Source organism: Pseudorhizobium endolithicum (genome assembly GCF_902153245.2).
Classification (GTDB): Bacteria; Pseudomonadota; Alphaproteobacteria; order Rhizobiales; family Rhizobiaceae; genus Neorhizobium; species Neorhizobium endolithicum.
In genome coordinates this window covers 37,321-50,015 of record NZ_CABFWF030000018.1, presented here as the reverse complement: position 1 = coordinate 50,015, position 12,695 = coordinate 37,321, and the positions used below count along the sequence as shown (strand labels likewise).

7 protein-coding genes and 1 pseudogene are annotated in these 12,695 nt (G+C 64.0%); 5 read left to right on the top strand and 3 right to left on the bottom strand.

The window, feature by feature from the left end; translation table 11 throughout:
- Nucleotides 1-37: 37 nt before the first annotated feature.
- The 3 genes and pseudogenes from RTCK_RS18795 to glyS all read left to right on the top strand — a co-directional run bounded on the left by RTCK_RS18795 (nt 38) and on the right by glyS (nt 4,929).
- On the top strand, nt 38-589 hold the full coding sequence (locus tag RTCK_RS18795; RefSeq protein WP_142593935.1) for a LemA family protein: 552 nt from the start codon (nt 38-40) through the stop codon (nt 587-589).
- 11 nt (nt 590-600) lie between these two features.
- Nucleotides 601-2,526: a DUF2207 domain-containing protein gene (locus RTCK_RS18790; RefSeq protein ID WP_142593934.1), complete on the top strand. Its 1,926-nt coding sequence runs from the start codon at nt 601-603 to the stop codon at nt 2,524-2,526.
- Nucleotides 2,527-2,633: 107 nt separating this feature from the next.
- Nucleotides 2,634-4,929 (top strand): annotated as a pseudogene (gene glyS / locus RTCK_RS18785) (glycine--tRNA ligase subunit beta).
- A gap of 72 nt (nt 4,930-5,001) precedes the next feature.
- Here glyS and RTCK_RS18780 read toward each other — a convergent pair.
- The 3 genes from RTCK_RS18780 to purD all read right to left on the bottom strand — a co-directional run bounded on the left by RTCK_RS18780 (nt 5,002) and on the right by purD (nt 8,821).
- On the bottom strand, nt 5,002-6,837 hold the full coding sequence (locus RTCK_RS18780; protein ID WP_142593933.1) for a methyl-accepting chemotaxis protein: 1,836 nt from the start codon (nt 6,835-6,837) through the stop codon (nt 5,002-5,004).
- 172 nt (nt 6,838-7,009) lie between these two features.
- The gene (locus tag RTCK_RS18775; protein WP_142593932.1) at nt 7,010-7,453 is read right to left on the bottom strand and encodes a plant virulence effector HPE1-like domain-containing protein; all 444 of its coding nucleotides are present in this window, start codon (nt 7,451-7,453) and stop codon (nt 7,010-7,012) included.
- Between the two features lie 96 nt (nt 7,454-7,549).
- Nucleotides 7,550-8,821 carry a phosphoribosylamine--glycine ligase gene (gene purD / locus RTCK_RS18770; protein WP_142593931.1) on the bottom strand — a complete coding sequence of 424 codons (1,272 nt, stop codon included), beginning with the start codon at nt 8,819-8,821 and terminating at the stop codon, nt 7,550-7,552.
- 146 nt (nt 8,822-8,967) lie between these two features.
- Between purD and RTCK_RS18765 the strand changes: the two genes are divergently transcribed.
- Nucleotides 8,968-11,274, top strand: coding sequence for a Tex family protein (locus tag RTCK_RS18765; RefSeq protein ID WP_142593930.1), 2,307 nt, complete (start codon nt 8,968-8,970; stop codon nt 11,272-11,274).
- Between the two features lie 154 nt (nt 11,275-11,428).
- The gene (locus RTCK_RS18760; RefSeq protein ID WP_142593929.1) at nt 11,429-12,685 is read left to right on the top strand and encodes an SAM-dependent methyltransferase; all 1,257 of its coding nucleotides are present in this window, start codon (nt 11,429-11,431) and stop codon (nt 12,683-12,685) included.
- The last annotated feature ends 10 nt before the right edge of the window (nt 12,686-12,695 follow it).

Below are 12,695 nucleotides of genomic sequence, written 5' to 3'. Positions count from 1 at the left end.
CTGTCCCCAGGTCACGTTTATCCGGGGGTTTTCCGGGATGTATATCCTGCTCGCCATTGCCGTTCTCGTCGGCCTCTACCTCGTCTATCTCTACAACAGCCTCGTGAAGTCGCGGCAGATGGCGGAGGAGGCCTGGTCCGGCATCGACGTGCAGTTGAAGCGCCGGGCGGACCTGATCCCCAACCTCATCGAGACGGTGAAGGGTTACGCCGCCCATGAAAAGTCCACCTTCGAAGAGGTGGTCGAGCTTCGCAATCGCGCTCAATCCGTTCCTGCCGGTGACGTTGCGGGACGCGCCCAGGCGGAAGGCTTGTTGTCCCAGGCGCTCGGCAAGCTCTTCGCGTTGGCGGAAGCCTACCCCGACCTCAAGGCCAACCAGAACTTCCTGGAACTGCAGAACTCTCTGGAGACGATCGAGGGCGAAATCCAGATGTCGCGCCGCTACTACAACGGTGCGGCGCGCGACCTGAACGTCCGGGTGGAGAGCTTTCCCTCCAATCTGGTCGCCGGTCAGTTCGGCTTCTCAAAGCGGGAGTATTTCGAGATCGACGATCCGGCCGATCGCGCCGTTCCGGCGGTCAAATTCTAGCCCGGCCGACCATGCTGCGTCTCCTGCTGCCCATCCTGCTCTGGTCCACTATCGGCCTGCCGGCTGCGGCCGAGGAATATATCCGGTCCTATCATTCGGATATCCAGGTCGCGGCCGGCGGTGAACTCACCGTGGCCGAAACCATTACGGTCAATGCCGAGGCGCGCGATATTTCCCGCGGCATCTTTCGCGATTTTCCCCTGACGATGGAGGACGAGGAAGGCCGGACGATCAGGGTGGATTTCGAGGTGCTGTCGGTGACGCGCGACGGCAGACCGGAGGCTTGGCATACCGAACCGGTCTTCGGCGGCATCCGCATCTATGCCGGCTCTGCCGACGTTCTGCTCGATCCCGGCGAACATACCTACGTCATCACCTACCGCACCGACCGGCAGATCCGTTATTTCGGCAACCATGACGAACTCTACTGGAACGTCACCGGCAACGGCTGGATGTTCCGGATCGACCAGGCTTCGGCGCGGGTGACGCTGCCCGAAGGCGCGCCGGTGACGGAGACGGTGGCCTATACCGGTCCGCTGGGCGCGGCCGATACCGATGCCAACATGCGGGTCAGAGGCAACACCGCCGTCTTCTCGACCGTCCGGCCGCTTGCGCCGAACGAGGGGCTTACGGTCGTGGTCGGCATTCCGAAAGGCGTCATCGCGCCGCCCTCCGCCGAGGAGCGGCGTAGCTGGTGGCTGCGGGACAATCTGAACATGATCCTCGGTTTCGCCGGCCTTACGGTGGTGCTGCTGTATTACGCCCGCAACTGGACCCGCGTCGGCCGGGACCCGGCGGCCGGCATCATGGTGCCGCGCTGGGATCCGCCCGATGGCTTGTCTCCCGCCCTCGTCAACTACGTCGACAACAAGGGCTTTTCCGGGCAGGGCTGGACGGCATTGTCGGCAAGCCTGCTCGATCTGGCCGTAAAGGGCTATGTGACGCTGGAGGACCTGACTTCCTCCATCACCATCCGTCGCACGGAAAAGCCGGTTGCCGGGCACCTGCCCGCGGGACAGATGTCGCTGATGAACAAGATCGGCGAGCCGGGGCAGACGCTGACCATCGACAGGGCGCATGGCAGCGAAGTGCAGGCGGTGGGTACAGATTTCCGTCGGGCGATCGAGAAAGAGCACAGGGGCAAGTACTACCGCTCCAACCGGGGCTATGTCGTCGGTGGCCTGATTCTCAGTGCCGCCTTGCTGGCGGTGCTTTTCGTCTTCGGCAATGTGGAGCCGGATCTTCTCGTTGCCTTCCTGGTGCCGGCGTTCTTCGCGGGTGTCTTCGGTAGTTTTGCCGTGAACCTCGGGAAGGGGCTGCGGCGGGGCCGTTCGCTGGTTTCGAAGATCGTCAGCATCGTGATCCTCGGCTTTATCGGCTTCGTGGCGCTGTCCGTGATTTCCGGCATTCTCGTCCTGCTCTTCTCGGAACTCTCGGGCAGCGAACATTGGCCGGTCCTCGTTTCCGCCGGCGGCATCGTGCTCGTCAACGTCATCTTCTTCTTCCTGATGGGCGCCCCGACGCCGCTCGGCCGCAAGCTGATGGACGGAATCGAGGGACTGCGGACCTACCTGACGCTTGCGGAAAAGGACCGCATGAACATGGCGGGTGCCCCGAAGATGTCGCCCCGGCATTTCGAGACCCTGCTTCCCTATGCGGTGGCGCTGGGGGTGGAGAAGCCGTGGAGCGAGACGTTCCAGACCTGGCTCGCCACTGCCGCGGCCGGTGCCGCCGCCGCGTCCTATTCGCCATCCTGGTACAGCGGCCATGACGCCGGCGGCATCGGCGACCGCATCGGCGGCTTCTCCTCGTCCATGGCTTCGACCATCGCCTCGACCATCCCTGCGCCGAAGGCGAGCTCCTCCTCGTCCGGCTTTTCCTCCGGCGGCGGCTTTTCCGGTGGTGGTGGCGGCGGTGGCGGCGGCGGGGGTTGGTAGGCGGCGGCAGACTTTCGCCGTGCCCGACTGATGACTTTTGCCAATGGGCTTGCTAGAGCCTCGGCACGTTCCACCATTCGCGTGAAATTCACTGAAAAGCTGAAGATATGCCCGATCTGCTTCTTGAACTCCGTTCCGAGGAAATCCCGGCCCGCATGCAGCGCAAGGCGGCGGGTGACCTGAAGAAACTTGTGACCGACGCGCTGGTCGAAGCAGGCCTGACCTACGAGGGCGCCCGCGAGTACTGGACGCCGCGCCGGCTGGCGCTCGACATCCGCGGGCTGACGGCCCGCTCCGCCGACCAGCGCGAGGAAATCAAGGGTCCCTCCACCAAGGCTCCGGAACAGGCGGTTCAGGGTTTTCTGCGCAAGGCCGGTCTTTCCTCCGTCTCGGAAGCCCAGGTTGTCAGCGATCCGAAGAAGGGCGATTTCTACGTGGCGGTCATTTCCCGCCCCGGACGTGCCGCGGAAGATATCATCGCCGATGTCATGCCCGGCATCATCCGCAACTTCCCGTGGCCCAAGTCCATGCGCTGGGGTGCGGCTTCCATGCCGAAGGGTGCCCGTTTTGCCGGTGTGGAAGGCAAGGGGCCGGAAAGCCTGCGCTGGGTGCGCCCGCTGCAGTCGATCGTCTGCGTCTTCGGCCCCGAGCACGATGAAACCCAGGTCATCCCCTTCGAGATCGACGGGCTCGTTGCCGGCAACGTCACCTACGGCCACCGCTTCCATGCCCCGGAGGCGATCACCGTTCGCCGTTTCGATGACTATGTGAGGAGCCTGGAGAAGGCCAAGGTCATGCTCGATGCGGAGCGCCGCAAGGACGTGATCCTGCACGACGCCCGCGACATCGCTTTCGCCAATGGTCTCGAACTGGTCGAGGACGAGGGCCTGCTGGAGGAGGTGTCCGGCCTCGTCGAGTGGCCGCATGTGCTGATGGGCGAGTTCGAGCAGGATTACCTGGAAATTCCGGCCGAGATCATCCGGTTGACGATCAAGACGAACCAGAAGTGCTTCGTCACCAGGCCGCAAGGGGCGGGAGAAGGGCTCTCCAACCGCTTCATCCTCGTGTCGAATATCGAGGCGAAGGACGGCGGCAAGGAGATCATGCACGGCAACGGCAAGGTGGTGCGCGCACGCCTTTTCCGACGCCAAGCATTTCTGGACCCGCGACCAGGGCGACCTGCCGGATCTGCAGGAACTGACGGCTTCAGCCGATAAGTTCGGGCTCGACCTCAAGAAGCCGCTCGACCAGCGCATGGCGAAACTCGATGTGCTGAACGTCACCTTCCACGCCAAGCTCGGCACGCAGGGTGAACGCGTCGCGCGCATCCGCGCGCTGGCGAAGGAACTGGCACCGGTCGTCGGCGCCGACCCGGCGCTGGTGGACCGCGCCGCAGTGCTCGCCAAGGCCGACCTTCGCACCGAAGCGGTCGGGGAGTTCCCGGAGCTTCAGGGCCTGATGGGACGCCGCTATGCCGTTCTCCAGGGGGAGCATCCTTCCGTCGCCGCGGCGATCGAGGATCACTACAAGCCGCAGGGCCCGTCCGACCGCGTGCCGGACGACAAGGTCGCCATCACCGTGGCGCTCGCCGACAAGCTGGACACGCTGGTCGGCTTCTGGGCGATCGACGAAAAGCCGACCGGTTCGAAGGATCCGTTCGCACTGCGCCGCGCGGCATTGGGCGTCGTGCGTATCCTGCTGGAACGCGGTGTACGGCTTTCGCTGCTGGATACGTTCGCTAGGCGCCTGTTGGGACGATCTATCGCTCCAGCGGAACGCGCAGTGGTTTTCGCTACCTCTACTGTCGACATCGTTAGCAGCGTTTTGTCCGTCAGCAGAGATTCTAAAGGTGAATGGGAGAGCTTTAGGAGTGTATTCGCGGATGGATCACTCCTCTCCTTCTTCCACGACCGCCTGAAGGTCTATCTGCGCGATCAGGGTGCCCGCCACGACATCATCGATGCCGTGCTGACGCCGGAGGCCGACGACCTGCTGATGGTCGCCCGCCGCGCCGAGGCGCTGACCGCCTTCATCACCTCCGAGGACGGCATCAACCTGCTGGCCGGAACGAAGCGCGCCACCCAGCTTCTGGCCGCGGAGGAGAAGAAGGGGACGGTGGTCGCCGATGGCGTCTCGGAGGAACTGCTGCGGCTCGATGCCGAAAAGGCGCTGTGGAATGCGATCACCACCGCCTCGAAGGAGGCCTCCGAGGCAGTCGCCGGCGAAGACTTCCGTTCCGCCATGCAGGCCCTGTCGAGGCTTCGGGCGCCGGTCGACCGCTTCTTCGAGGAGGTGCTGGTCAACGACGAGGATACGGCCATTCGCGCCAACCGCCTGGCCCTGCTGAAGGCCATCCGTGAAGCGACGGCGACGGTCGCGGATTTCTCGAAGATCGCTGGTTGAGAAGAGTTCACATCCAAAAAAAAAGGCCGCCGGCGGGAGCCGACGGCCTTTCTTTGTTGTCGATGTCGGTTGTTATCCGGCCTTGCGCATCTGCTCCGCCATGCCCTGCAGGCGGTGCACTTCCGAGCGCTGGCTCACCCGGAAGGTCCGGATCAGCGTAAGCAGTTCTTCCGTGTCGACAGCCAGCGATTCGGCAGAGGCGGTGGTCTCTTCCGCCATGGCCGCATTGTGTTGGGTCGCCGCGTCGAGCTGGTTGAGCGACGACGAGATCGACCGCAGCGTGGTGTCCTGTTCTGCGGCGGAATGGGCGATCTTGCTGACCACGTCGCTTGCCGCCTTCACCTGGTCGGAAATCCGCTTCAGGGCCTCGCCCGCTTCCCCGACCAGCCGGACGCCGTTCTGCACCTCGCCGGACGAACGGGAGATCTGGTCCTTGATCTCCTTGGCGGCGGCGGCTGACCGTTGCGCCAGTTCGCGCACTTCCTGCGCCACGACGGCAAACCCCTTGCCGGATTCGCCGGCGCGCGCCGCTTCCACGCCGGCATTCAACGCCAGCAGGTTGGTCTGGAAGGCGATCTCGTCGATGACGCCAATGATCTTGGCGATTTCCGCGGACGACTGCTCGATGCTGCTCATCGCATTGATCGCTTCGGTGACGACGCTGTCGCTGCGCCCGGCCTCGCTGCTGACCGCGGTCACGCGCTGCGCTGCTTCCCGCGCGCCGTCGGCCGTCTGACGCACGGCGACCGTGAGTTCGTCCAGTGCCGCCGAGGTCTCTTCCAGATTGGCTGCCTGCCGCTCGGTGCGCTGCGACAGCTCGCTGGAGGCGCGGCGGATTTCCTCCTTGGAGCCGCCGATGTCGATGCCCTTGGCGTTGACCTTGGCCATGGCCGCCTCCAGGCGCGACAAGGCATCGTTGAAATTGTCGCGAAGGGCGGCGTAGCGGCTGCCGAGGTCGCCGCAGCGAACCGTGAGGTCGCCTTGCGCCAGCGCCTCCAGTGCGGTGCCGATGGTAGCTACCACGCGCGCCTGCGATTGCGCTTCCTCCTGCTGCAGGGCGACGTTCTGCTGGCGCTCCCGGTCGAGTTCCTGCTGCTGCTGCACCTGGCGTTCGGAAAGGGCATGGCGCTCGCGCACCTTTTCCTGCAATTCGGCGGTCGCCTTGGCCATCATGCCGACCTCGTTGCGCATGTCCGTGTGCGGTATGGCACGAGAGACATCCTCGTTCGCCACCGCTTCGAGCGCCGAATGCACCGCTGCGAGGGGCTTCGTGATGTTGCGGATGACGAGGAAGGCCAGCCCAACGGCCGCGAGAAAGACGACGAAGCCGAAGGCGATCACTTCCATGATGGTGTTGCTGACCTTCGTCTCCAGATCGTCAACGTAGACGCCCGTTGCGACCACCACGTCCCAGGGCGCGAACATGTTCGAATAGACGGCCTTCTTGTAGACCTTGTCGGCCGCCAAGCCTGGCTTTTCCCAATGGTATTCGACGATTCCGCCGCCGGCCTGGGCGTTCTTGACGATCTCTTCGCGGAACAGCTTGCCCATCCTGTCCGGTTGTCCCTTCTGGGATGTCCCGACATTTTTCGAGTTGTAGTGGAACGTCATGACGATGTCCTTCGTCATGCCGAAGACGTAGCCGGCGGGCTCGTACTTGATCGCGGCGACGGTGGCGTAAGCCTGCTTCTGGGCCTCTTCCCGGCTGAGCGTGCCCGCCTTCTCCTGGTCGTGGTAGACCTGCATGATCGAAATGGCGGACTCCACCTGGGTCCGCAACATGTCGTAGCGCTCCGCGTAGATTGAGGCGACGGACGTGCGTATCTGGTAGTAGGTGACGCCGGCGAAGGCGATCATCAGCCCTGTAATGAGAATAAAGAGCTGGTGTGAAATCTTGAGGTTTTTCATGTGGACTCGCTGAACACGCCGCAACTGTTGCCAGCCGCGAGCGCGTGACTTGGGCTATGGGAGGGAAGTTGCGCGTCCTGCGCTTCACGGTGCTGCACCGCACTGCAGGCACAATGAAGATTAAAGATTGATTATTGGTTTAGTCGCCAGGCCCGAACTGACAGCCAGCCTGTCAGTTCAGCCGCAAATGCAAGGCATCGAGGTCGAGGGGCGACGATTCGTTTGCCGGGGCTACGCCGTCGGCATCGGTCTTCACAGCTCCTACCAGGGCATGGTCGACACCGTCTCCTACGGTGCCGGCCAACATGGAGCCGCCTTCCACCATCCAGTCCTGCATCTTGCTGATATGCACGACGGGAGAGCCGCCGAGCCATGCTTCCGTCCGGACGAGCTTCTTCTCACCGCCGATCTCAACGATCTCGATGCGCTGCGGCCCCTTGTCCAGGACCGGAACCTTGTAGCCGGAAACCTCTTCCTCGGTCTTGGGAGGCGGGCAGTCGCCGCAGGTCTTCATGACAATGCTGCCGTTGCCGCCGTTGCCGGCGAGCGGCAGGATCGATGAAGCCGCCGCCGATCCCGCCATCAGGATCAGGGCACTGGTCAGCACAAACCGCATGGCACAACTCCTCTCAGAATGGAGAAGCAGTATCAGCCGAAGGTTTCGAAGCGGTCAGCGTGACTGGTAAGTTTTCGGTAAACAGTTGGCGTTCGTTCAGGAGCGCTCGCGCTCGATCGCCCGCCAGCCGATGTCGCGGCGGGTGAAGCCGTTCTCCCACGGGACGCGGTCCACCAGGGCGTAGGCCTTAGAATGGGCCTCTGCCACTGTCTTGCCCGTGGCGGTGACATTCAAGACGCGCCCGCCGGTCGCCACGAGCCTGCCGTCCTTCAATGCCGTTCCGGCATGGAAGATCTGCTCCTTCTCAGACGTCTGCGGCAACGGGCCGATCGGCGTTTCCTTTTCATAGGTGCCCGGATAGCCCTTCGAGGCCATCACCACCGTCAGCGCGATATCTTGCGACCACTGGGCGGAAACCTGGTGGAGCGTCCCGGTTGCCGCGGCATGGAGCAGCACGAGAAGATCGCTCTTGAGCCGCATCATCAGCACCTGGCACTCCGGATCGCCGAAGCGGACATTGTACTCGATGAGCTCCGGTCCCTTGGCGGTGATCATCAGGCCCGCGAAGAAGACGCCGGTGAAGGGATGGCCGCTCTCCGCCATGCCGCGGATCGTGGGCTCGATGATCTCCTTCATCGTCCGCTCGACCATGTCCGGCGTCATGACAGGCGCGGGAGAATAGGCGCCCATGCCGCCCGTATTGGGGCCGGTATCCGCATCGCCGACCCGCTTGTGGTCCTGGGCGGTCGCCAGGGGCAGCGCCGTCTTGCCGTCGCAGAGGCAGAAGAAGCTCGCTTCCTCGCCGTCGAGGAAGGCTTCGACCACGACTTCGGCGCCGGCTGAACCGAAGGTGCCGGAGAAGCAGTCGTCGATGGCAGCCAGCGCCTCGCCGGGCGTCATGGCCACGGTCACGCCCTTGCCGGCGGCAAGCCCGTCCGCCTTGATGACGATCGGCGCGCCCTGTTCCTGCACGTAGCTTTTCGCCGCTTCCGCATCCGTGAAGCGCCGGTAGGCACCGGTCGGAATGCCGTAGCGGGCGCACAGATCCTTGGTGAAACCTTTCGAGCCTTCCAACTGCGCGGCGGCCGCCGACGGTCCGAAGGTCGCGATGCCTGCGTCCCGGAGCCGGTCGGCCAGCCCCGCCACCAGCGGCGCCTCCGGACCGACGACGACGAGATCGATACCGGCATCCCGGCAGAACGTCGCGACGGCGGCATGGTCGTCGACATCGAGCGGAAGGAGTTCTGCATGTTCGGCGATGCCGGGATTGCCGGGGGCCGCGAAAAGCTTGGTCAGCGTCGGTGACTGCGCGAGCTTCCAGGCCAGTGCATGCTCGCGTCCGCCGGAGCCGATCAGCAGAACCTTCATCTCTCGCCCTCTCTTCTTGCCTTACGCGGCGGTTAAGGGGAGGGGAGGCAAAGGTCAAGCGCATCCTGTGGAATCGCCGGTTCTCCACGTTGCCATGCCGTAAAGTTTGATTATGGTCGCCCTCCCTTGCGAACAGAGAGAGTGCCATGGCCGCCGACATCCGTCTCCTTGCCGCCGCGATTGCCGCCGAGATCAACGCCCGGCCGGACCAGGTTGCCGCCGCCGTCGGCCTGATCGACGAAGGCGCGACGATCCCCTTCATCGCCCGTTACCGGAAGGAAGTGACCGGCGGCCTGGACGACACGCAACTGCGTACGCTCTCCGAGCGGCTCGTCTACCTGCGCGAACTGGAAGCGCGCCGTGCCTCGGTGGTCGAGTCGATCACCTCGCAGGGCAAGATGACGGACGAACTGGCGGCAAAGCTCGCCAGGGCCGCCACCAAGGCGGAACTGGAGGACCTCTATCTCCCCTACAAGCCGAAGCGCCGCACACGCGCCGAGATCGCCCGCGAGCGGGGGCTCGGACCGCTGGCGGAAGCGATCTGGGCGGATCGCGCTGCCGACCCGGCGGATCTCGCCGCGGCCTACGTTGCGGGCGAGGTGACGGATGTGAAGACGGCGCTCGAAGGTGCCCGCGATATCGTCGCCGAGACCATTTCCGAGAATGCCGACCTGCTCGGCCGCCTGCGCCAGCATATGCGCGAACGCGCCGTGCTCAAGGCGAAGGTGGTCGACGGCAAGCAGGAGGCCGGCGCGAAGTTCGCGGACTATTTCGACCATTCGGAACGCTGGGCGACGGTGCCGGGCCACCGGGCGCTCGCCATGCTGCGCGGCTGGAACGAGGAAGTGCTGGCGGTGTCCATTGAAGTGGATCAGGACGATCCGTCGCCGGTCAAGCCGGCGCAGCGGATCATCGCCTCCGCCTTCGAGATTGGCGACAAGGGGCCTGCGGATCGCTGGCTGATGGAGGTTGCGGGCTGGACCTGGCGCGTCAAGCTCTCCACGTCGCTCTCGCTCGACCTGATGCGGGAACTGCGCGAGCGCGCCGAGGAGGAAGCGATTCACGTCTTCGCCCGTAACCTCAAGGACCTGCTATTGGCGGCTCCCGCCGGGTCGCGGGCGACCATGGGACTCGATCCCGGTATCCGGACCGGCGTCAAGGTTGCCGTCGTCGACGGTACCGGCAAGCTGCTGGAGACGACGACGGTCTACCCGTTCCCGCCGAGGAACGACCTCCGCGGCACGCAAGCCGAGCTCGCATCGCTCGTCCGTAAGCACGGGATTGAACTTATCGCCATCGGCAACGGCACCGGCAGCCGCGAGACGGAGAAGCTGGTGGCAGACATGCTGGCCAACCTTCCGGCGCCGAAGCCCACCAAGGTGATCGTCTCGGAAGCTGGCGCATCCGTCTACTCCGCGTCTGAAACGGCTGCGGCCGAATTCCCCAACCTCGATGTCTCCCTGCGCGGTGCGGTTTCCATTGCGCGCCGCCTTCAGGATCCCTTGGCGGAGCTCGTGAAGATCGAGCCGAAGTCGATCGGCGTGGGCCAGTATCAGCATGATGTCGACCAGGGAAAGCTGTCGCGCTCGCTGGATGCCGTTGTGGAGGATGCGGTGAACGCGGTGGGCGTCGATCTCAACACGGCATCCGCGCCGCTGCTCTCCCGCGTCTCCGGCCTCAGCCGCGCCATCGCCGAGGCGATCGTTCTGCACCGCGACCAGAACGGTCCCTTCGAGAGCCGGAAGGAACTCCTGAAGGTCGCCCGCCTCGGCAACCGGACCTTCGAGCAGGCGGCGGGCTTCCTTCGCATCCCCAACGGAAAGGAACCGCTGGATGCCTCGGCCGTCCACCCGGAAGCCTATGGGGTGGCGAAGAAGATCGTTGCCGCTTGCGGCCGCGACCTGCGCACACTGATGGGCGACAGCGCCACCTTGAAAAAACTCGATCCGCGGCAGTTCATCGACGAGCAGTTCGGCCTGCCGACCGTGAAGGATATTCTCGCCGAACTGGAAAAGCCCGGCCGCGATCCTCGCCCCAGCTTCAAGACGGCGACTTTTGCGGAAGGCGTGGATGAGATCACGGACCTGAAGCCCGGCATGCTGCTCGAAGGGACCGTCACCAACGTTGCCGCCTTCGGAGCCTTCGTGGATATCGGCGTGCACCAGGACGGGCTTGTCCACGTGTCCCAGCTCGCCGACCGCTTCGTAAAGGATCCACATGAGGTCGTGAAGGCGGGCGACGTCGTGAAGGTTCGGGTTGTCGAAGTGGACGTCAAGCGCAAGCGCATTGCTCTCACCATGCGAAAGGATGGCGGGGAGGCAGCTCCGGCTCCCCGCGGCGCAAATCGAAACGGGCCGCACCCGAACGCCCGGCAGATGAAGGCGGAGCCGAAAGGCGCCGGCTCCCAGGGTGCGCTCGGCGCCGCCCTCGCGGAGGCCCTCAAGCGCCGTTAGCAACTTGTCTGTTTGCGCGAAAGGATGCGGCCCAAACCCGTTGGACGGCATCCTTTTTTGTGCAATGTTTTCGCGCGTAGATGTGCTTGCAACTGCAGAGAAAGCAATTATTCCTTATTATTCTGCAAGATAGACTTCGTCCGGAGGTAGTTTCATGACCTCGTCCCTGCGTCGACTTCTCGCCAAGATCATCAGGAAGGGAAGGCTGACCGTCAGCGGCCCGACCGGCTCGCAGGTGTTCGGCGACGGAGGCGGGCGGACCGTCGCCATCCGCTTCACCGACACGGAGGCGGAGGAAGAAATCGCCTCGGACCCGCAGCTCAAGCTGGCGGAGGTCTACATGGACGGGCGCCTCCTGATCGAGGAGGGCGACATCTACGAATTGCTCGCGATCGTCAAGGACAATACCTTGAGTGAGGCGCTGACTCCGGGGATGATATGGCGCGGGCTCCTCCGCATCGCGCAAGCGCGCGTCAGGCACGGCGTGCCGGTCAACCGCAACCAGCGCAACGTCGCCCATCACTACGACCTGAGCGCCAAGCTCTTCGACCTCTTCCTAGACGAGGACTGGCAATATTCCTGCGCCTATTTCAATCCGCCTGATATCAGCCTTTACGAGGCGCAGGTCGCCAAGAAGCGCCATATCGCGGCAAAGCTCCTTGCCGAGCCGGGCCAGAGGGTTCTTGAAATCGGTTCCGGCTGGGGCGGAATGGCCATGTATCTGGCGGAAGCCTGTGGCACCGACGTCACCGGCATCACGTTGAGCCAGGAGCAGTTGCGCGTGTCCCGCGACCGGGCGGCGAAGCGGGGCCTTTCGGATCGCGTGCGTTTCGAACTGCAGGATTACTATTACCTGCCGGCGTCGGTGAAATACGACCGCATCGTTTCCGTCGGCATGTTCGAGCATGTGGGGCGGCTGAACTTTGGCCGGTTCTTCCGCAAGGCCGTCGATGTCCTGCAGGAAGACGGAGTGATGGTCCTGCATGCCATTGGTCAGCCTTACCCGGCGCGCTACAACGGTCCGTTCATCGAGAAGTATATCTTCCCCGGCGGCTATATCCCCTCGTTGGCGGAAGTCATGCCCTCGATCGAGAAGGCCGGTCTTTTGGTTGCCGACATCGAGATCCTGCCGATGCACTACGCGCACACGCTGCGCCATTGGCGCCAACGTTTCCTCGCCAGGAGGGAGGAAGCGGTGGCGATCTACGACGAGCGCTTCGTGCGGATGTGGGAATTCTACCTCGCCGGCTCCGAGATGGCCTTCACGCACGAGAACTTCTTCATCTTCCAGATGCAGCTCACCAAAAAGCGCATGGCTGTGCCCGACAACCGAAATTACATCGCCGAGCGGGAAGAGCGGATGAAGGCGTTCGAAGCGACCCGGAGCCCACTGGAGCCGGTGACTTTCTGAAAGCGTCTCG